This window comes from Streptomyces sp. NPDC057682 (assembly GCF_042799575.1).
Classification (GTDB): Bacteria; Actinomycetota; Actinomycetes; order Streptomycetales; family Streptomycetaceae; genus Streptomyces.
The window spans coordinates 246,075-264,434 of the sequence record NZ_JBHVIN010000012.1 but is presented as its reverse complement, the minus strand read 5'-3'; the positions used below and the strand labels follow the sequence as shown (position 1 = coordinate 264,434).

The 18,360-nt window shown below is 71.8% G+C and carries 20 protein-coding genes; 10 read left to right on the top strand and 10 right to left on the bottom strand.

Features of this window, described 5'->3' with window-relative positions:
• Window positions 1-273 precede the first annotated feature (273 nt).
• Together ACFVDM_RS23260 and ACFVDM_RS23255 are read left to right on the top strand one after the other, a co-directional pair.
• Complete coding sequence (locus ACFVDM_RS23260) at window positions 274-2,229, top strand: 2-oxoacid:acceptor oxidoreductase subunit alpha (RefSeq protein ID WP_383643160.1); 1,956 nt, start codon at window positions 274-276, stop codon at window positions 2,227-2,229.
• Window positions 2,222-3,280, top strand: a complete 1,059-nt coding sequence (locus tag ACFVDM_RS23255) for a 2-oxoacid:ferredoxin oxidoreductase subunit beta (protein WP_383643157.1) — start codon at window positions 2,222-2,224, stop codon at window positions 3,278-3,280. Before ACFVDM_RS23260 ends, ACFVDM_RS23255 begins: the two co-directional genes overlap by 8 nt.
• 107 nt (window positions 3,281-3,387) lie before the next feature.
• Here the strand turns inward: ACFVDM_RS23255 and ACFVDM_RS23250 are convergent, their stop codons facing one another.
• Complete coding sequence (locus ACFVDM_RS23250) at window positions 3,388-3,768, bottom strand: winged helix-turn-helix transcriptional regulator (RefSeq protein ID WP_383643154.1); 381 nt, start codon at window positions 3,766-3,768, stop codon at window positions 3,388-3,390.
• A gap of 99 nt (window positions 3,769-3,867) precedes the next feature.
• On the opposite strand from ACFVDM_RS23250, the gene ACFVDM_RS23245 reads away from it, so the two are divergent.
• The 4 genes from ACFVDM_RS23245 to ACFVDM_RS23230 all read left to right on the top strand — a co-directional run bounded on the left by ACFVDM_RS23245 (window position 3,868) and on the right by ACFVDM_RS23230 (window position 7,950).
• Window positions 3,868-4,728 carry an SDR family oxidoreductase gene (locus ACFVDM_RS23245; RefSeq protein ID WP_383643151.1) on the top strand — a complete coding sequence of 287 codons (861 nt, stop codon included), beginning with the start codon at window positions 3,868-3,870 and terminating at the stop codon, window positions 4,726-4,728.
• Between the two features lie 128 nt (window positions 4,729-4,856).
• On the top strand, window positions 4,857-5,843 hold the full coding sequence (gene rarD, locus ACFVDM_RS23240) for an EamA family transporter RarD (RefSeq protein ID WP_383643148.1): 987 nt from the start codon (window positions 4,857-4,859) through the stop codon (window positions 5,841-5,843).
• A 75-nt stretch (window positions 5,844-5,918) separates the two neighbouring features.
• Complete coding sequence (locus ACFVDM_RS23235; protein ID WP_383643145.1) at window positions 5,919-7,460, top strand: FAD-dependent monooxygenase; 1,542 nt, start codon at window positions 5,919-5,921, stop codon at window positions 7,458-7,460.
• Between the two features lie 31 nt (window positions 7,461-7,491).
• Window positions 7,492-7,950, top strand: coding sequence for a VOC family protein (locus ACFVDM_RS23230; protein WP_383643142.1), 459 nt, complete (start codon window positions 7,492-7,494; stop codon window positions 7,948-7,950).
• 389 nt (window positions 7,951-8,339) lie between these two features.
• Here ACFVDM_RS23230 and ACFVDM_RS23225 read toward each other — a convergent pair whose 3' ends face one another.
• The 4 genes from ACFVDM_RS23225 to ACFVDM_RS23210 form a co-directional block, all read right to left on the bottom strand.
• Complete coding sequence (locus ACFVDM_RS23225; RefSeq protein WP_383643140.1) at window positions 8,340-8,810, bottom strand: GNAT family N-acetyltransferase; 471 nt, start codon at window positions 8,808-8,810, stop codon at window positions 8,340-8,342.
• 51 nt (window positions 8,811-8,861) lie between these two features.
• On the bottom strand, window positions 8,862-10,079 hold the full coding sequence (locus tag ACFVDM_RS23220; protein WP_383643137.1) for a glycosyltransferase: 1,218 nt from the start codon (window positions 10,077-10,079) through the stop codon (window positions 8,862-8,864).
• Window positions 10,079-10,882, bottom strand: a complete 804-nt coding sequence (locus tag ACFVDM_RS23215) for a MerR family transcriptional regulator (protein ID WP_383643134.1) — start codon at window positions 10,880-10,882, stop codon at window positions 10,079-10,081. The genes ACFVDM_RS23220 and ACFVDM_RS23215 overlap by 1 nt, the downstream gene beginning before the upstream one ends.
• A 193-nt stretch (window positions 10,883-11,075) precedes the next feature.
• On the bottom strand, window positions 11,076-11,477 hold the full coding sequence (locus ACFVDM_RS23210) for a winged helix-turn-helix transcriptional regulator (protein ID WP_383643131.1): 402 nt from the start codon (window positions 11,475-11,477) through the stop codon (window positions 11,076-11,078).
• A 76-nt stretch (window positions 11,478-11,553) separates the two neighbouring features.
• Here ACFVDM_RS23210 and ACFVDM_RS23205 point away from each other — a divergent pair, with 76 nt between their 5' ends.
• Entirely contained in the window at window positions 11,554-12,237 is a 684-nt protein-coding gene (locus tag ACFVDM_RS23205; protein ID WP_383643258.1) for an NADPH-dependent F420 reductase, read from the top strand.
• 100 nt (window positions 12,238-12,337) lie between these two features.
• Here ACFVDM_RS23205 and ACFVDM_RS23200 read toward each other — a convergent pair whose 3' ends face one another.
• The 3 genes from ACFVDM_RS23200 to ACFVDM_RS23190 form a co-directional block, all read right to left on the bottom strand.
• Entirely contained in the window at window positions 12,338-12,931 is a 594-nt protein-coding gene (locus tag ACFVDM_RS23200; RefSeq protein WP_383643128.1) for a hypothetical protein, read from the bottom strand.
• Between the two features lie 239 nt (window positions 12,932-13,170).
• Window positions 13,171-13,374, bottom strand: coding sequence for a hypothetical protein (locus ACFVDM_RS23195; protein ID WP_383643126.1), 204 nt, complete (start codon window positions 13,372-13,374; stop codon window positions 13,171-13,173).
• Complete coding sequence (locus ACFVDM_RS23190; protein ID WP_383643123.1) at window positions 13,371-13,616, bottom strand: hypothetical protein; 246 nt, start codon at window positions 13,614-13,616, stop codon at window positions 13,371-13,373. The genes ACFVDM_RS23195 and ACFVDM_RS23190 overlap by 4 nt, the downstream gene beginning before the upstream one ends.
• Window positions 13,617-13,727: 111 nt before the next feature.
• Here ACFVDM_RS23190 and ACFVDM_RS23185 point away from each other — a divergent pair, with 111 nt between their 5' ends.
• On the top strand, window positions 13,728-14,564 hold the full coding sequence (locus ACFVDM_RS23185) for a Scr1 family TA system antitoxin-like transcriptional regulator (RefSeq protein ID WP_383643120.1): 837 nt from the start codon (window positions 13,728-13,730) through the stop codon (window positions 14,562-14,564).
• Window positions 14,561-14,767 (top strand): DUF397 domain-containing protein, encoded by a 207-nt coding sequence (locus tag ACFVDM_RS23180; RefSeq protein WP_383643117.1) that lies wholly within the window; start codon window positions 14,561-14,563, stop codon window positions 14,765-14,767. The genes ACFVDM_RS23185 and ACFVDM_RS23180 overlap by 4 nt, the downstream gene beginning before the upstream one ends.
• Window positions 14,768-14,800: 33 nt before the next feature.
• Here ACFVDM_RS23180 and ACFVDM_RS23175 read toward each other — a convergent pair whose 3' ends face one another.
• Entirely contained in the window at window positions 14,801-15,745 is a 945-nt protein-coding gene (locus tag ACFVDM_RS23175; RefSeq protein WP_383643114.1) for an SMP-30/gluconolactonase/LRE family protein, read from the bottom strand.
• A 106-nt stretch (window positions 15,746-15,851) separates the two neighbouring features.
• Between ACFVDM_RS23175 and ACFVDM_RS23170 the strand changes: the two genes are divergently transcribed.
• The gene (locus ACFVDM_RS23170) at window positions 15,852-16,304 is read left to right on the top strand and encodes an Lrp/AsnC family transcriptional regulator (protein ID WP_383643112.1); all 453 of its coding nucleotides are present in this window, start codon (window positions 15,852-15,854) and stop codon (window positions 16,302-16,304) included.
• Window positions 16,305-16,310: 6 nt separating this feature from the next.
• Here the strand turns inward: ACFVDM_RS23170 and ACFVDM_RS23165 are convergent, their stop codons facing one another.
• Window positions 16,311-18,314: a PE-PGRS family protein gene (locus ACFVDM_RS23165; protein ID WP_383643109.1), complete on the bottom strand. Its 2,004-nt coding sequence runs from the start codon at window positions 18,312-18,314 to the stop codon at window positions 16,311-16,313.
• Window positions 18,315-18,360 lie beyond the last annotated feature (46 nt).

Below are 18,360 nucleotides of genomic sequence, written 5' to 3'. Positions count from 1 at the left end.
CGGTCCGGGCGAACCCCGGGCGTCCGCCGCCACTATCTGACACTCTGTCAGATAGTAGGCCGACAGGCCCTGCTTCCCGGTGTCTCTTTCGAGGCTCCGGCGGGAAACAGGGTGGCTGGTGAATCATGGCGGAACAGCGCCGAGAATCGTCTCAAAATGCCGTCCACCATGTGATCGGCCAGAGGAAGGCGACCCTTACAGACGTAGGGTGGTGCTCGGGACTTCCGGTCGGCCGGACGGTCCCGAGCCGCCGCGCCGAGGGAGGTCCAGTAAGTGACCAGCCAGGTCAGTAGCCCAGCCGAACAGGCCGACGAGGCCAGTGAGGCGCTCGTAGGGGGACAGCGTGCCCCCCAGTCCGCAGCCGCGGGGACGGGCGGGAAGGAAGTCCGCCGCCTGGACCGGGTGATCATCCGCTTCGCCGGGGACTCCGGGGACGGCATGCAGCTCACCGGTGACCGGTTCACCTCGGAGACCGCGTCCTTCGGGAACGACCTCTCCACGCTGCCGAACTTCCCCGCCGAGATCCGCGCCCCCGCAGGCACCCTGCCGGGTGTCTCCTCGTTCCAGCTGCACTTCGCCGACCACGACATCCTGACCCCGGGCGACGCGCCGAACGTGCTGGTCGCGATGAACCCGGCGGCGCTGAAGGCCAATATCGCCGATGTGCCGCGCGGCGCCGAAATCATCGTCAACACCGATGAGTTCACCAAGCGGCCGATGGCGAAGGTGGGCTACGAGACCAGCCCCCTGGAGGACGGCTCGCTGGAGGCGTACAACGTCCACCCGGTGCCGCTGACCACGCTCACCATCGAGGCGCTGAAGGAGTTCGGGCTCTCCCGCAAGGAGGCCGAGCGCTCCAAGAACATGTTCGCGCTCGGGCTGCTGTCGTGGATGTACCACCGGCCGACGGAGGGCACCGAGTCCTTCCTGCGGGCCAAGTTCGCCAAGAAGCCGCAGATCGCCGAGGCGAACGTGGCGGCCTTCCGGGCCGGCTGGAACTTCGGCGAGACCACCGAGGACTTCGCGGTCAGCTACGAGGTCGCCCCGGCCTCGCAGGCGTTCCCCACCGGGACGTACCGCAACATCTCCGGGAACCTCGCCCTGTCCTACGGGCTGATCGCCGCGGGCCGCCAGGCGGACCTGCCGCTCTACCTCGGCTCGTACCCGATCACCCCGGCCTCGGACATCCTGCACGAGCTGAGCCGGCACAAGAACTTCGGCGTACGGACCTTCCAGGCCGAGGACGAGATCGCGGGCATCGGCGCCGCGCTGGGCGCCGCCTTCGGCGGGGCGCTCGCGGTGACGACGACCTCCGGGCCCGGGGTGGCCCTGAAATCGGAGACCATCGGTCTCGCGGTCTCCCTGGAACTGCCGCTGCTCATCGTCGACATCCAGCGCGGCGGCCCGTCCACCGGACTGCCCACCAAGACCGAGCAGGCCGACCTGCTCCAGGCGATGTACGGGCGCAACGGCGAGGCCCCGGTGCCGGTCGTGGCGCCGAGGACCCCCGCCGACTGCTTCGACGCGGCGCTCGACGCCGCCCGTATCGCGCTGACCTACCGCACCCCGGTCTTCCTGCTCTCCGACGGCTATCTGGCCAACGGCTCGGAGCCGTGGCGCATCCCGGAGACCGACCAGCTGCCGGACCTGCGCGTCCAGTTCGCGGGCGGTCCCAACCACGAGCTGGCCGACGGCACCGAGGTCTTCTGGCCGTACAAGCGCGACCCGCAGACCCTGGCCCGCCCCTGGGCCGTCCCCGGCACCCCCGGTCTCGAACACCGCATCGGCGGCATCGAGAAGCAGGACGGCACCGGCAACATCTCGTACGACCCGGCCAACCACGACTTCATGGTCCGCACCCGCCAGGCCAAGGTGGACGGCATCGAGGTCCCGGACGTGGAGGTCGACGACCCCTCGGGCGCGACGACCCTCGTGCTCGGCTGGGGCTCGACGTACGGCCCGATCACGGCGGCCGTGCGCCGGTTGCGCGCCGCCGGACGCCCCATCGCGCAGGCCCATCTGCGCCATCTCAACCCGTTCCCGAGGAATCTGGGCGAGGTGCTGAAGCGTTACGACAAGGTGGTCGTCCCCGAGATGAACCTCGGGCAGCTGGCCATGCTCATCCGGGCCAAGTATCTGGTGGACGCGCACAGTTACAACCAGGTCAACGGCATGCCGTTCAAGGCCGAGCAGCTTGCGACGGCCCTCCAGGAGGCCATTGATGGCTGAGACCAACGAACTGCTCCAGCTGGTGCCCAAGGCCGAGGCGAAGCAGTCGATGAAGGACTTCAAGTCCGACCAGGAAGTCCGCTGGTGCCCCGGCTGCGGCGACTACGCGGTGCTCGCCGCCGTCCAGGGCTTCATGCCCGATCTGGGACTGGCGAAGGAGAACATCGTCTTCGTCTCCGGCATCGGCTGCTCCTCCCGCTTCCCGTACTACATGAACACCTACGGGATGCACTCCATCCACGGCCGTGCCCCTGCCATCGCCACGGGGCTCGCCTCCTCGCGGCGGGACCTGAGCGTCTGGGTGGTCACCGGCGACGGCGACGCGCTGTCGATCGGCGGCAACCACCTGATCCACGCGCTGCGCCGCAATGTGAACCTGAAGATCCTGCTGTTCAACAACCGGATCTACGGGCTGACCAAGGGGCAGTACTCCCCGACCTCCGAGGTCGGCAAGATCACCAAGTCGACGCCCATGGGCTCGCTCGACGCCCCCTTCAACCCGGTGTCCCTGGCCATCGGCGCGGAGGCCTCGTTCGTGGCCCGCACGGTCGACTCGGACCGCAAGCACCTCACGAGCGTGCTCCGGGCGGCGGCCGACCACCCCGGCACGGCACTGGTGGAGATCTACCAGAACTGCAACATCTTCAACGACGGCGCCTTCGAGGCCCTGAAGGACAAGGAGCGGGCGCAGGAGGCGGTGATCCGGCTGGAGCACGGGCAGCCGATCGTCTTCGGCACGGACGGGTCGAAGGGCGTCGTCCGGGACTCGCTGACGGGTGATCTGCAGGTGGTCGCGGTCACCGAGGAGAACAAGTCCCGGATCCTCGTCCACGACGCGCACGCCCCGAGCCCGACCACGGCGTTCGCCCTGTCCCGGCTCGCCGACCCGGACACGCTGCACCACACCCCGATCGGGGTGCTGCGCGACGTGGAACGGCCGGTGTACGACACGCTGATGGCCGACCAGCTGGACGCGGCCGTCGAGCAGAAGGGCAAGGGCGACCTCGCCGCCCTGCTCGCGGGCAACGACACCTGGACGGTCGTGGGCTGAGCCCTGTCCGCACGGCGTACGAAGCGCCGGCCGCACCCGTGCACCACGGGGGCGGCCGGCGCTTTCGCGTACCCCGGCCCCTTGGTGAGTCCCCTCAGCAGGTCCCCTCAGTCCGTACGGCCGTCGTACGCGGCGCGTGCCGCGCCGACCGCGCCGAGGCTCCGCTCGGACCAGAGCGCCAGGGCCGACACCTGCTCGGCGGCCTCGCGGCCCAGCGGGGTGAGCGCGTAGTCGACGCGGGGCGGGATCACCGGCTTGGCGTCCCGGTGCACGATGCCGTCGCGCTCCAGGGTGCGGAGCGTCTGGGTCAGCATCTTCTCGCTGACGCCGCCGACCTCGCGGCGCAGTTCGCTGAACCGGTACGACCGCTCCAGCAGGGCGATCAGGATGAGCACGCCCCAGCGGCTGGTGACGTGTTCGAGGACGATCCGGGCCGGACACAGCGGCTCACGGACATCGGGCCGGCGCTCCGGGCTGCTTACGCTCATGTCAGTACCTTACTTCAAAGTGGGTACTTTCGAATGGTTAGTGCGACCCGTAGGGTGAGTGACGGAACGCCCGAAAAGGACATACGCAAGGAGCCCCCCATGAGCATCGTCGTCGCCGGAGCCACCGGAGCGCTCGGCCGCCTGGTCGTCGAGCAGCTGCTGACCACCGTCCCGGCGGACGGGATCGCCGCCGTGGTCCGCGACAAGGAGAAGGCGGCCGGCCTGGCGGCGCGCGGGGTGGAGCTGCGGATCGCCGACTACAACGACCCGGCGACGCTGGCCGGGGCCTTCCGCGCCGGCGACCGGGTGCTGCTCATCTCCGGCAGCGAGGTCGGCAGCCGCGTCCCGCAGCACACGGCGGTGATCGAGGCGGCGAAGGCGGCGGGCGTGGCGCAACTGGCGTACACCGGTATCCAGGGCGGCCCGGACGCGGACTTCGTGCTCGCCGACGAGCACAAGGCGACCGAGGAGCTGATCCTGGCGTCCGGTCTGCCGTACACCTTCCTGCGCAACGGCTGGTACACGGAGAACTACACGGCCAACCTGGCGCCCGTGCTGGCGCACGGCGCGGTGGTGGGCAACGCGGGCGAGGGCCGGATCGCGTCGGCGACCCGCGGGGACTACGCGGCCGCCGCGGTGGCGGTGCTCACCGGTGAGGGCCACCTCGGCAAGGCGTACGAGCTGAGCGGCGACACGGCCTGGTCGCTCGCGGACTACGCGGCCGAGGTCGCGCGCGCCTCGGGCAAGGAGATCGTCCACAAGGACGTGCCGGGCGCGGTGCACCAGGAGATCCTGACCGGCGCCGGGGTCCCCGAGGGCTTCGCGGCGATCCTGGTCGACGTGGACGAGGCGATCCGGCGTGGCCGGCTGGCCGGGACGAACGGCGACCTGGCCCGGCTGATCGGCCGCCCGACGACGCCGATGGCCGAGACGGTCGCCGCGGCGGTCGCCGCGCTGTAGGGGCCCGCGGCGGAGGCTCCCCGTCCGGCGTCATGACCGTCTGGCGATACGGCTATGACACCGGGCCCCGGCGGCGCTACCGTCGTCAGGTCGGCGGCGGAGCCGGCGGTCATCGCCAGGAGGGGCCCGTGAAGGGGAAGAACGAGCAGCGGGCCGGACTCCTGTCCGGCTTTGCCGCGTACGGCATCTGGGGCGTCGTCCCGCTGTTCTGGCCGCTGCTGAAGCCGGCCGGAGCGGTGGAGATCCTGGCCCATCGGATGGTGTGGTCACTGGCGGTGGTCGGGGTCGGACTGCTGGTCCTGCGCCGCTGGGCGTGGATCGGCGCGCTGCTGCGGCAGCCCCGGAAGCTGGGCCTGCTCACGGTCGCCGCGGCGACGATCACGGTCAACTGGGGCCTGTACATCTGGTCGGTGAACAACGGCCATGTCGTCGAGGCCTCGCTCGGCTACTTCATCAACCCGCTGGTCACCATCGCGATGGGGGTGCTGCTGCTCGGCGAGCGGCTGCGCCCGGTGCAGTGGGTGGCGGTGGGCACGGGGGCGGCGGCCGTGCTCGTGCTGGCGATCGGTTATGGCCGGCCGCCGTGGATCTCGCTGGCGCTGGCGTTCTCGTTCGCCACGTACGGGCTGATCAAGAAGAAGGTCGACATGGGCGGCCTGGAGTCGCTCACCGCCGAGACCGCGGTGCTGTTCGTGCCGGCGCTCGGCTATCTGCTGTGGCTGGGCGCCGCGGGCGAGTCCTCCTTCGCCGCCGAGGGCGTCGGCCATGCGGCGCTGCTCGCCGCGACGGGGCTGGTGACGGCGATCCCGCTGATCCTGTTCGGGGCGGCGGCGATCCGCGTGCCGCTCTCCACGCTGGGTCTGCTCCAGTATCTGGCGCCGGTCTTCCAGTTCGGTCTGGGGATCCTGTACTTCCACGAGGAGATGCCGCCGGAGCGCTGGGCCGGGTTCGGTCTGGTGTGGGTGGCGCTGGCCCTGCTGACCTGGGACGCGCTGCGGACCTCGCGGCGCACGCGGGCGCGGGCCGAGGCGGCGAGGGCGGAGGCGGCGAGGCAGGCGGAGGTGGCGGACACCGCCGTGACACTGCGTACGGCCGCCGCGGAACAGCCCCGCTAAAAAAGTTACTCGGTTGCTTTTTTAACTTGGTTGCGATGTGATGGCGTCTCACGCACCCTCGACCGAGGAGCACGCATGCCTCCGCGCACGACGACGCCCGTCCTGATCGTCGGTTCAGGACCGACCGGACTGACCCTGGCCATCGATCTCGCCCGTCGCGGGATCGCCCCGCTGATCATCGACAAGAGCACCGCGCACCCGCGCAGTTCCCGGGCCAAGGGCCCCAATCCGCGCTCCCTGGAGGTGCTGGAGGATCTCGGGGTCGTCGGTGCGGTGCTGGCGGCGGGCGCGGAACCGCTGCCGATGCGCAAGTACCGGGACGGGCTCCCGATCGCCGACGCGGACCCCTTCGCGGAGGTGCGCGCGACCCCGGACTCGCCGTACAGCCGGCCCCGGATGCTCGCCCAGTGGCAGTTGGAGGAGATCCTCCGCGACCGCCTCGCGGAGTTCGGCGTACGGGTCCGGCTCGGCGCCGAGGTCGTCGGGCTGGAGCAGGGCGAGGACTCCGTCACGGCCTCGCTGGCGGACGGCGGGACGCTCACGGCGCGGTACGTGGTGGGCTGCGACGGCGGACACAGCACGGTGCGCAAGCTGCTGGGCGTCCCGTTCGAGGGGAAGACCGACGAGACGCAGCGGATGGTCTCCGGTGATGTCGAGGTGGAGGACCTGGACCGGGGCTTCTGGCACCAGTGGTTCGACGAGGACGGGGCGGTCATGCTCTGCCCGATCCCCGGCACCCGCGCGGGCTGGTGGTTCCAGGCCGGTCCGGAGACCGACGCCTCGGGCGCGCCCGTCCCCCCGTCGGCCGAGGGCTTCCGCCGCCTCTTCGCCCGGCACACGCGGCTGCCCGGCGAGCGGCTGACCCGGGCCGAACTCCTGTCGACGTACCGGGTCAACGAACGACTGGCCCGGCACTACCGGGTGGGCCGGGCGTTCCTGGCCGGGGACGCCGCGCACGTCCACTCCATCGCGGGCGGGCTCGGCATGAACACCGGCATCCAGGACGCGTACAACCTGGGCTGGAAGCTCGCGCGGGTCCTCTCCGGACAGGCCGGTCCCGCCCTGCTCGACACCTACGAGGAGGAGCGGCTGCCCGTCGCCGCCGATGTGCTCGACATCAGCGCGGAGCGGCTGAAGGCCACGCTGGAGGCCATCCGGAAACCGGGCGGCGGCCTGGACAGCGCGATCGGCCTGCGGACCAGCGGGCTGGGCCACGGCTACCGGTGGAGCCGCCTGGCCGGCCCCGGCGCGACCGCGCTCCTCCACCCCGGCGACCGCGCCCCGGACGCCCCCTGCACCGACACGGCGACCGGCGAGCCCCGCCGCCTCTTCGAGACCTTCACCGGACCGCACTTCACCCTCCTCGGCTTCGGTCCGGGCACGGCACCGGCCCTGCGCGAGGCCGCCGCGGCCCATCCGGAGGATCTGCGGGCGTACGGCGTCGGCGCGGACGCGCCGCAGGACCTGACCGACGACGGGGGGCACGCCCGCGCGGCGTACGGCATCGGGCCGGGCACGGAGGCGCTGGTCCTGGTCCGCCCGGACAACCATGTGGCGCTGATCGCGCCCGGCGGGGACAGCGGGGCGGTCGCGGCGTATCTCCGCGACATGGGGTGATCACCGCCGGAATGCCCCGTTCCGGGCCAGAATGACGATCATGACTCTTGACTGGAAAGTCGTCGTCGACTCCGCCGACCCGCACGCCCAGGCCGGCTTCTGGGCCGCGGCCCTGGGCTACGCGATCGAGGACAACAGCCCCCTGATCGAACAGCTGCTGAGCGCGGGAGCCGTGCCCGAGGCGATCACGACCACCGCGCACGGCCGCCGCGCCTGGCGTGATCTGGCGGCCGTACGGCACCCGGACGACCCGTACGACGAGCACAGCGGCACCGGTCACGGCCGCCGCATCCTCTTCCAGCGCGTCCCCGAGCCCAAGACCGTGAAGAACCGCCTGCACCTGGACCTCCACGCGGGCCCGGACCGCCGCGCGGAGGAGGTCGACCGGCTGAAGGCCCTCGGCGCCAAGGTGCTCGACGACGTGGAGCAGCCGGGCGGCCGGTGGACGACGCTGGCCGATCCGGAGGGGAACGAGTTCTGCGTGCAGTAGTGCGGGCGGTGGGGGCGGGGCGGATTCAGGCGTGCTGGGGCGGCAGCCCCGCCACCTCCGCCGGCCGCTCGGTGACGGTGCAGACGCGCCGCGCCCGCACCAACGACAGAGCCCCGCACATCACTTGGGGCGAACGGGGCGTTTCTCTGTCCGGCCACGGTCGCCCATGCGTACGGCACCGGCGCCCCTTGGCCGGGGCTGGTGTGTGTCAGATCGGCAGGTCCCAGCCAGGCCCGTCCTCGGTGCCGAGCCACACCCGCTGACCGGCGGCCGAGACCGTGATGCCGGATTCCTCCTGGTGGGGTGCGCGCGGCCGGCCGGATCATGCTCCCCCGCCGCGGTGAGCAGCCCCTCAACCGGCCTACCCGGAACGGGTTTTCACCATGCTTTCACTCGGTGTCGCCTCCGGCGGGCGGGTCCCCCGCGCGGGCCATCACCACCAGAGGTCCGTACGCGCTGTCGATCCGCGCGGAATCGGTGAAACCCTCTGCCGCGTACAGGGCACGGGCCCGGGTGTTCTCGGGGCGTACGTCGAGGAAGATCCGGCCCGCGGGCGACGCGGCGCCGGCGCGTCTCAGGACCTCGCGCAGCAGCTCCCGGCCGTGACCGAACCCCTGGTGGCGAGGGTCGACGACGAGCCGGCGGATCTCCGTCTCGGGCCCGGGGTGGGTCACGACGACCGCGAAGCCGACCGGCCGGTCGCGGTGGAAGGCAGTCCAGTGGGTCTGGCGGGGATCGGCCAGGACCTGTTCGTGCCAGGGGCGTCCGGTGTCCCCCAGCCAGCGCGCCACGTCGGGTGTCTCCTCCATCCGGAGCAGGGCGTCCAGGCCGTCGGGGCGGGTGCGTGCGAGTCGAAGCATGCGACGGAGCGTAGTGGCCGCCCAACGGGATTCACCCCGCTCACCCGCCCCTCACCCCCCGCTGATCCGCCGCACCGCCTCGATCACCCTCCCCGCCCCGTCCTCCGCCGCCAGGTGCCGGGCCGCGTCGGCGGCGGAGCGGCTGAAGGACTGCCGGGTGACGGCCGTACCGAGCGCGGCGGCGAGGCGGTCGGCGTCGAGGGAGCGGAAGGGGATGGCGTCGGTGGCGGCGCCGAGCGCGGCGAGCCGGGACGCCCAGAAGGGCTGGTCTGCGGTGACGGGTACGGGCACGGAGGGCACCCCGGCCCGCAGCGCGGCGGCAGTGGTTCCGGCGCCCGCGTGGTGGACGACGGCGGCGAGGCGCGGGAGGAGCAGGGCGTGCGGGAGGTCTCCGACGGTGAGGACGGTGCCGTCGCCGTGGGCGGTGAGCCCGGCGCTGCCGGACTGGAGGATGCCGCGCAGTCCGGCGCGGCGCAGGGCCTCGACGGCGAGCGCGCCGAGCCGTTCGCCCTCGCCCGACGCCATGCTGCCGAAGCCGACGAGGACGGGCCGGGGGCCGGCGGCGAGGAAGTCCTCGACCTCGGCGGGCAGCTTCGCGTCCGGGTCGTGGTGCGGCCACCAGGGACCCACGACCTCCAGACCGGGCCGCCAGTCGGCGGGCCGGGGCACCAGCGCCGTACTGCATCCGTACAGCACGGGCCAGTTCGCCGCCTCCTGCCGCCGCCGCGTCGCGGAGGCGGAGAGCGGGGGCAACCGGAGGCGGTGGCGCAGTCCGGTGACCGCGTCCTTGTAGAGGCGGTCGGTCATACGGAGGGCGAAGCGCCCGGCCGCGCGGTTACCGAGGCGGCCCATCGAGCGGGCGGCCGTCACCACCGGCGGGAAGTCGCCGGTCGGCGCGGTGGGCTGGAGGTACACCCCGAGGCTCGGTATCCCCATCGCCTCGGCGAGATGCCAGCCGAGCGGGGCGGTGGTCGTCGACAGCAGGAGGAGGTCGGCGCCCTCGGCCGCCGCCTCGGCGAACCCGCCGCCCAGTTCGGTGATGAACGCCGCCGCCGTACGCATGAGTTCACGGCTTCCCCGGACCCCGCCCCCGGCCCGCGTGTCGGCGGGCAGGGGGCGGAACTCCAGGCCCGCCTGGCGTACGAGCGGCGCGAAGGCCTCCGTCGTGGCGAGGGCCACCTCGTACCCGGCCCCGCGCAGGGCGACGCCCAGGCCCGTGTAGGGCGCCACGTCACCGCGCGATCCGGCCGCCGCGATCAGGATTCTCATCATTCCTCCGGAGGTTCGGTACGGCCGCCGCCGTCGTCGTGGCGGGCCGCGTTGGCGTGGACCGCCCTGCCCAGGTAGGCGGCCAGGCCGGGGCGTTGCCGCGAGGGCGGGACGACCAGGGCGAAGGCACGGGGGTCGGCGACGAAGTCGTCCGCGATGCGCCGGTGCATGTCCGGCGGGCAGGAGGTGAACCAGCGCGAGATGTGCAGCCGGTGCTCCTCGGCCAGGTCCATGGCCCGCTCGCCGTCGCTCGGCTCCCCCTCGTCGAAGGCCGCGAGCAGTTCCCCCCGCCAGGCGGTGGCCTCCCCCATCAGTCGCCGCCAGTCCTCCTTGGTGTGCGCCGCCGCCCGCGCCATCGAGGTGCGCTGCCCCTCGGAGTCCGCCCACTTCAGGGCGGCCTCCGTGGCATAGCTGAGGTCGAAGGCGATCTCCCCGAAGACCTCGAATCGCTCCTGCGGAGTCAGGGCCACCCCGGTCTGCTGGACCTCGATGGCCCGTTCCGCCACCTCCGTCAGCCGCTTGAGCCGCGCGATCTCCTCGCCCAACCGCCGCTGCCGGTCACGCAGTTGCTCCAGCGCGTTCGCCTGCGGGTCCTTGAGGATCACGGCGATCTCGTCGAGCGAGAAGCCCAGCTCCCGGTAGAACAGGATCTGCTGGAGCCGGGCGAGGTCCGCCTCGCCGTAGAGCCGGTAACCGGCATGGCTGCGCCCGCTGGGCGAGAGCAGCCCCGCCTTGTCGTAGTGGTGCAGCGTCCGCACCGTCACCCCGGCGAACGCCGAGACCTGTCCCACGGAGTAGCTCATCCGCCTGCCCTTTCGTCCGACCTCAGCCTCAAGCCTGACGCAGGGGGAGGGTCAAACGGTGACGGGAACGACGTGTGTGGCGGCGGTCGTCGCGGAGCTGGAAGGGCCTGAACGGACCGCTGTGGCGCGCGGTGGGGCGCCTGCCCCGGACTTCCTCTTCAGGACGCGCCCGACCTGCCGGACGCGTCCGTGCTCACCTCGCCGGCCGGTCCGGGCGCTGACTGGGGAGAGAAGTCTGCGGGGCGGAGGCGCAAGCGGCTTCCTGGGCCGCCATCACCTCGTCACCGTGCGCGAAGGCCCATGCGCCGACGGCGTCGATGGGCGCCAGCAGGGTCCGGCCGAGAGCCGTGAGACGGTACTCGACCCCCGAGGCCGCGCCGGGGCACGGCTGCCGGTCGACCAGTCCGTTGAACTGCAGCCGCCGCAGGGTCTCGGTGAGGACCTTGGAACTGATGCCGCCGATCCGCTCCCGCAGCTCGACCGGGCGCCTGGGGCCCTCGCGCAGCGACCAGAGCACCACGGCGTTCCAGGTGTTGGAGAGGAGGTCGAAGGCGAGCCGGGCCCGGCAGTCGGCGAGGAAGGTGTCGGTCGTCACGTACCACATGGTGCCCGAACGCCTCTCTAGCGTCGGGAGAACCGTCGAAGCAGCAGGTACGGAATGGGGACGCATGATGAGAATCGGCGTACTGGGAACGGGCAACATGGCCGACGCACTCGCCACCCACTGGGTGCGGGCCGGCCACCGGGTGACCGTCGGAGGGCGGCACGCGCACAAGGCGGAGCGCCTCGCGCGGCGCGTCGGAGGCGGCGCGAGATCCTCGGATCTGCGTGGCGCGGCCGAGTCCGGTCAGGTGGTGCTGGCCGCGCTGCCCTTCGGAGCGGGCACGGAGGTGGCACGGGACCTGCGCACGGCGCTTGAGGGCAAGGTGCTGATCGACTGCTCCAATCCGGTCGGGCCGGGCTTCCGGCTGCTGACGGAAGGAGGCCCCTCGGCCGCACGGCAACTGGCCGACGCGGCACCGCGAGCCCACGTGGTCAAGGCGTTCAACCTCTGCCACGAGGACGTGTGGCGCATGCGGCCGCCCGTCTTCGACGGACGGCCCTTGGCCGTGCCGGTCTGCGGGGACGACGCGTCGGCCCTCGCGCGCGTCCGCGAACTGGTGCGGGACGTGGGCTGCGACCCCGTGGCCGGCGGCGGTCTCGACGGGGCGGGCCTCCTGGAAGCGACTGCCGCGCTGTTCATCTCCCTGTGGGTCGGCGAGGGGGCGGACGCGCAGGCGATCGCACCTCCGCTGGCCTACGCGGCGGGGCCGGGCCACCGGGAAACGGGCGGTGGCACCGGGGCCGACTCCTAGGGACTGTCCGACCATTCCCGTCGTCCTCCCGAACGGCGGGCCGGGCGGCATCAGGTGCGTGCATGGCGTCGCCCGGCAGACGGGAATGGTCAGACAGGCCCTAAGCCTTCCGGGACCAGGTCGCAGCCCCTGCCGTGTCCCGGGGCTGTTTCCGGTCCTGCTTGCGGCTCGGCTTCCGGTCGCGCTTCCACTCCTTGTCCCCGATCCGCCGCTTCATGGCCAGCGCGCCCGACACGGACATCAGGAGGAGGAGCGTGCCGGTGACCGGTACGAGGACCGCGAACCCGATCGGCGGGTCCTCCGTCGACGCCGGCACCAGGTCGTCCGGATCGCGCAGGATCTCGTAACGGTCGCCGGGACGGCTGTCACGGCCGCACCGGCCACCGTCCTGGACCCAGTCGGTACGCCCCTCGGCGTCCAGGACCTTGCAGCTGTACGAGGTCGTGGACCGTGGATTCTCCTGCCGCTTCACCTCGATGACCGTGGCCTGTACGTGCTCACCGCGCCAGTCGAGCACCGCGCTGCCGACGCCGGCGTTGCTCAGGACGAGCAGAGCCATTCCGCTGATTCCCAGCACCAGCATGTGCTTCTCGTACGGCGCCCCCAGGCTGAGCAGGCCGAGCAGGCCGACGCCGAACGGGACGGCGAGAAAGACCTTGGTGTAGTCCGGAGCGTCGTGCAGAAGCGGAGCCATGGCCGCGCTTCCCGCCATCAGGAGCCCACCGGCGAGACCCAGCAGCGCCCCCGCCGTCCGGGGCCGCCCCCGCACCCACCCTTTCACTCTGCTCCACGCACTCCGCAGGCCCTGCCCCCGTACCATCTGCCAGCCGCCTCCCCCGCCGCACCCGCGTGTCCCAACTCGCGTACCCAGCAAGGCCGTTTCTACGCAAGGGCGTCAGGGTGCGACCACGCACGGGGGGGGACGGTGCCGCCCTACGCCGGCTCCGCGCCGTGCGCGGTCGCCGTGTGCCGTCGCCGGAGCACCCGGAAGTCGGTCTCCCGGCTCCCGTCGCCCGCACGCTGCGCGGCCTCCTCGGCGGCGGTGAACGCGTCGCACGTCCCGCACCCACCCGACGACGGGACGGCGTCGGCGTCCGCCCCGGCGCCCTCGCGCCCGTCGCGCCCCTCGCTCGTCATACGACCTCACCCCGGCTCCGCGCGTTCTCCCGCGCGTTCCGCGCCCACAGCCGCTCCCGGGACGTCGCCTCCCGCGTGTGCTCGGGCAGCACCTCCCACTCGGCACCGCCCCGGGCCGGCCGGAGCATCCAGTAAGGGCCGGCGACCCCTCGGAACTCCCCGATCCGGGGCAGATGGGCCCGGGTCACATCGACGACGAGGGCCCCGGGGGCGGGGGCGAATTCGGACGGTTGTACCTGCATTGACACTGCCGTACCTCTCCGTAGTCATTCCACTACCAAGGCGGCTCAGCGTGCCCTAGGGTCGAGAACCATTCAACGTGTCACTCACGAGCGAAAGGTCGGTGACACCCCTTGAACATCAAGGAGTTACAACCCGACAGCAGCCCCCAGGCCGCCTACGGCGCACGGGTCCGCAGCATGCGAGAAGCCCGGGGCTGGAAGCAGGAGGACCTCGCCGAACGGACGGGCTACTCCAGTACGCACATCTCGGCCGTGGAAACTGGTCGCAAGATGCCAACCCTTCGGTTCTCGCGCAGTGCCGACCAGGCTTTCGGCACCGGAGAAACCGCTGACACGTTCGAGCGCCAGTACCGGGAGATCCGGCACGGATCGCTGCTGGAGGGCTTCCCGCAGTACGTGGGGTACGAGGGTCGTGCGGTGGAGCTGCGGCTGTACGAGATCGGGATCATCCCGGGGCTGCTCCAGACTCCGGAGTACGCAAGGGTGTTGGCGTACAGCGCGGTCCATCGCGGCGCGATCCCACCCGAGCAGGCCGACGAACGCGTCTCGTTCCTGGCGGAACGACAGGCGGCACTCGTACGCCCCAAGCCGCCCATGATGTTCGTGACCATGGACGAGAGCTGTATCCGTCGCCCGGTCGGCGGACCGGAGGTAATGAACGCCCAGCTGGACCGGCTGATCGAGTTCGCCGAGATGCCGAACACGCTGCTCCAGATCGCTCCGTACGAGATGGCCGAGCGGCGGACGTTCGACCTACCCGTCAATCTGCTGACGCTTCCGGACCGGTCCGTGATCTGCTACGCGGAGTCCCAGACCCAAGGCCACCTGGACCGTGAAAGCCCGTCGGTACTACCCATGTTGACGGCCTACCATCAACTACAGGCCGAAGCGCTGTCGCAGGCAGCATCCGTGGCCATGATCAAAAAGATGCGAAAGGGCACTCCGTGACGACCGAATCCCCGCGCTGGTACACCTCCTCGTACAGCAACAACGGCGGCAACTGCGTCCAGGTCGCCACCAACCTCGCCCCCACCGGCACCGTCCCCGTCCGCGACTCCAAGAACCCGGCCGGACCCGCCCTCACCCTCACTCCCGCTGCGTTCGGTGCGTTCGTCGCCGGGCTCAAGCGCGGTGGGGGTGACGCGGCCTGACACTGCCGCAGGCGGGGTTCCGGGGCCGGCCTCTCAGAGCCAGGGCCGGTGGCCCGGTCCGGTCGGGTGGGTGCCGGTGACGCCCATGACCACCGAGTAGAGGCTGGTCTCCGCAGTGATGAAGAGGCGGTTTCGTTTTGCGCCGCCCCAGGAGATGTTGGACACCGCCTCGGGGACGTCGAGGCGCCCGATCAGCGTGCCGTCGGGGTCGTAGCAGTGCACGCCGTCGCCCATCGCGGCGGCCCAGAGCCGGCCCTCGTCGTCGAAGCGGAGATTGTCGAAGCGGGCGTTCTCGCGGGCCCCCGCTTCGGCGAAGACCTCGCCGTCGGACAGCGTGCCGTCCTCGCGCACGTCGAAAACCCGGATGAAGCCCGCCCGTGTGTCGGAGACGAACAGGTGCCGCTCGTCGTGTGAGAAGACCAGGCCGTTCGGCGCACCGAAACAGTCCGCGACCAGCTGCACTTCGCCGGTGGCCGGGTCGATGCGGTAGACGTTGTTGGAGCCGATCTCGCTCTGCGCGCGATGACCCTCGTAGTCGCTGGTGATGCCGAAGTCCGGGTCGGAGAACCAGATCGAACCGTCGGACTTGACGGCCGCGTCGTTCGGACTGTTCAGGCGCTTGCCGTTCCACCGGTCCGCCAACACGGTGAGGGTGCCGTCGTGTTCGGTCCGGGTCACCCGGCGGTTGCCCTGCTCGCAGGTGATCAGCCGGCCCTGGCGGTCGAGGGTGTTGCCGTTCGTGTGCCCGGCGGAGCGGCGGAAGACGCCGACCTCCCCGGTCTCCTCGTCCCAGCGCAGCATCCGGTCGTTGGGGATGTCGCTCCAGACCACGTGCCGCCAGGCAGGCACATAGACCGGCCCCTCGGCCCAGCGGCAGCCGGTGTACAGGACCTCCAACGCCGCGTCGCCGTTCATACACCGCCCGGTACGGAACCGGTCGTCGAGCATCTCGTACAGCCCGGGGCGCTCGCTGGTCATGAGGCCTTCCTCTCCCATAGCCGTCACTCGCAGAACCACATTTGGTTCAGACTCAAGATTGCAGGATGGGATATGGTCAGCACAAGCATCGCCCGAACGGGGAGCCATGGATCACATCGATCACGCCCTGCTGACGCAGCTCCAGCAGGACGCCACCCAGTCCTACGCGGCCCTGGGACAGGCCGTGGGCCTCTCGGCCGGCGCCGCCCACGAACGCGTGCGCAAGCTCCGGGAGCGCGGCATCATCCGGCGCACCACCGTCGACACGGACCCGGCCGCGCTGGGCGGCGCCGTCCTGGCCTACGTCATGGTCGACTCGACGTCCTGGATGGGTGACTCGGCACCGGACTTCGCCGCACTCCCCGAGATCCTGGAGGCGCACATCATCGCCGGCAGCGCCTCGGTGCTGGTGAAGGTCAGGACCGCGTCCACCGAACAACTGCAGGACGTGCTGCGCCGGATCTACGCCATCGACGGTGTCAGCGGAACGCAGGCCACGGTGGTCCTGGAGACCTTCTTCGAACGGCCGCTCTCCCCGCCGGCTCCCGAACAGACGTGACCCGGCTCATGGTTCCGGTGTCGCACCGGCCGAGGACTGGATCCGCTGGATCATCCGTTCCATGACGGGGGTGGGCAACGCCGCCTGCTGGGCCGCGGCTTGTGCGGTTTCGGGGTCTCTCAGCAGACGGACCAGCGTCCTCGCGGGCAGACCGGGGTGCCGGCAGGCCGCGTGGCGCACGTGTTCGTGCGGGTCGTCGAGCAGCCGCACGGCCGACGCGGGCGTCAGCCGGGGGTCGGACGCGGCCCGGTGCCGGACTTCCTCGTCACGGTCCCGACTGAAGCGCTCGACCAGATCGCCCGTCGACTCCGGTTCGTCCAGGGCCAGTTGACGCATGCGCGGGTTCGGGTCGTCGGCGTAGCGAAGCAGGTCACGGCGGGGGAAGTTCGGGTGACCGTGGGGGCGATCGGGGGTGCTGAGGCTTCCGGTCCACCACTGCCACACCCTCAGCAGCATGTCCGCGGGCGCGTCGTCGCAGGATTCCGCGAGGAAGAGCTGGACGACGCGGTCCTCGTCGTGGGCGAGGCGTTCGACGACGTCCGGCGGGAGGTGCCGGGCGCGGGCGACGCTCCTGCGCACGAGGGGGTGAGTGGAGGCGGCCAGGCGGCGCATGGCTCCGGGGTCCCCGTGGAGCGCCGTGACCCAGGCGAGCGCAGAGTACCGACCGCGCGGGTCGAAATCGATGGGGATGGCCGCCCGCTGTTCCTCGGTGAGGTCGGAGCGAATGGCCACAACGGAACGGACGTCGACGTCGGGATCCCGGGCCAGCAGGCCGACCAGGTCAGGGTCCAGGTGCGGGTTGCCCGCGAGGGAGCTGCGCCGGGCCGGACTGCCGTGGCGGGCCAGGTGTTCGGCGAGGCCGCGCTCCAGACGACAGGTGCCCACCATACGGTCCGCGAGTTCGGCGGTTTCGAGGACCGGCCGGGGCACCGGGTGCTCCTGGTGGTACCGGAGCAGCGCCTCGGCGCGGACCTTGCCGGACGGGTCTTCCAGAAGCGCGCGCCGGGCCGGAGCGTCCAGATGGGGCCAGGCACCCGGGCAGGCCGAGGCCCGTACGGACGCGTCGGCGTCGGCGGCCAGCGCGGCGCGGAGCCGCGTGGGCAGGCCGGTGAGACGGGCGGCCTCTTCGCGGACCTTCGCGGACGGATCTGCGGCGAGCCGCTCGTAGGCGGCGTCGGTGAGCTCGGCACGCCGGTCCGCCGCGAGCATGGTGAGGATCCACCGGTCCCGGGTCTCGCGTTCGCCCAGGATCAGGCGGGCCCACTGCTCAGCGGTGATGTCCGGCTGGGCCTCGGCCAGCAGCAGCCTCACCCGCCGATCCGGATGGGCCATGGCCGCCTCGACGACCGCCGTCGGCAGTGGACGCCACAGCAGGAAGTGCGACAGCCCCAGGAGGCGGGCGCGGAGGTCGTCGGGAGTGGCCGGGTTGAGTGCGAGCCCGTGCGCCCACATCTCGCGCAGCCTCGCCGAGGGCCCCGGCCCCTGGAACAGGGTCGCCCATGCGGCTTCCCGCTCCCGAGGGGTTTCGCGGGCCGCCTCCCGTGCCGCCGCCTCCTGACGTTCCCCGAGGTCGTCCAGCAGGGTGAGCCAGACCTCGTCCTCCTCGGTCGTCACCCCGATCAGCGCACTGCCGTCCGGCGCCAGGGTGAGGAACTCCGGCTGTCCGGGCCGCTCGCCCAGGACACCCGCGAGGTCCCACCGCTCGGTGAGCCGCACCCGTGTCCAGCGCCGGGACGCACATCCGGTCCAGTTGCCGGCGACGTCGACGAGGAAGACGCCGTCCTCGTCGATGATCCCGTTGCCGGCCGCGAGCCGGTGCCATCGCGCGTTGAGCTCGGCGACCAGGCCCGGGAGGTCCCCTCGTACGGCCACGGTCGGCTCGGCGGCGACCGAGACGACCGGTCGCCAAGCGGCTCGGGGCGGCAGCACCTCCTCGACCCGCGCTTCCTCCACGACGTGCAGCCCCGCACGCCGGAGCAGTTCTACGAGTTCGTCTCTCCCACCCCTCATGGGAGCCCATCCTGCCGCCCTCCGCGCTGACCGGCCGCACCCCTAC

Bases quoted from the DNA above. Each gene is read 5' to 3' on its own strand.
- ACFVDM_RS23255 (WP_383643157.1), top strand. From the start codon at position 2,222: ATGGCTGAGACCAACGAACTGCTCCAGCTGGTGCCCAAGGCCGAGGCG.
- ACFVDM_RS23250 (WP_383643154.1), bottom strand. From the start codon at position 3,768: ATGAGCGTAAGCAGCCCGGAGCGCCGGCCCGATGTCCGTGAGCCGCTG.
- ACFVDM_RS23245 (WP_383643151.1), top strand. From the start codon at position 3,868: ATGAGCATCGTCGTCGCCGGAGCCACCGGAGCGCTCGGCCGCCTGGTC.
- ACFVDM_RS23235 (WP_383643145.1), top strand. From the start codon at position 5,919: ATGCCTCCGCGCACGACGACGCCCGTCCTGATCGTCGGTTCAGGACCG.
- ACFVDM_RS23230 (WP_383643142.1), top strand. From the start codon at position 7,492: ATGACGATCATGACTCTTGACTGGAAAGTCGTCGTCGACTCCGCCGAC.
- ACFVDM_RS23225 (WP_383643140.1), bottom strand. From the start codon at position 8,810: ATGCTTCGACTCGCACGCACCCGCCCCGACGGCCTGGACGCCCTGCTC.
- ACFVDM_RS23220 (WP_383643137.1), bottom strand. From the start codon at position 10,079: ATGAGAATCCTGATCGCGGCGGCCGGATCGCGCGGTGACGTGGCGCCC.
- ACFVDM_RS23215 (WP_383643134.1), bottom strand. From the start codon at position 10,882: ATGAGCTACTCCGTGGGACAGGTCTCGGCGTTCGCCGGGGTGACGGTG.
- ACFVDM_RS23205 (WP_383643258.1), top strand. From the start codon at position 11,554: ATGAGAATCGGCGTACTGGGAACGGGCAACATGGCCGACGCACTCGCC.
- ACFVDM_RS23200 (WP_383643128.1), bottom strand. From the start codon at position 12,931: ATGGCTCCGCTTCTGCACGACGCTCCGGACTACACCAAGGTCTTTCTC.
- ACFVDM_RS23195 (WP_383643126.1), bottom strand. From the start codon at position 13,374: ATGACGAGCGAGGGGCGCGACGGGCGCGAGGGCGCCGGGGCGGACGCC.
- ACFVDM_RS23190 (WP_383643123.1), bottom strand. From the start codon at position 13,616: ATGCAGGTACAACCGTCCGAATTCGCCCCCGCCCCCGGGGCCCTCGTC.
- ACFVDM_RS23175 (WP_383643114.1), bottom strand. From the start codon at position 15,745: ATGACCAGCGAGCGCCCCGGGCTGTACGAGATGCTCGACGACCGGTTC.
- ACFVDM_RS23170 (WP_383643112.1), top strand. From the start codon at position 15,852: ATGGATCACATCGATCACGCCCTGCTGACGCAGCTCCAGCAGGACGCC.
- ACFVDM_RS23165 (WP_383643109.1), bottom strand. From the start codon at position 18,314: ATGAGGGGTGGGAGAGACGAACTCGTAGAACTGCTCCGGCGTGCGGGG.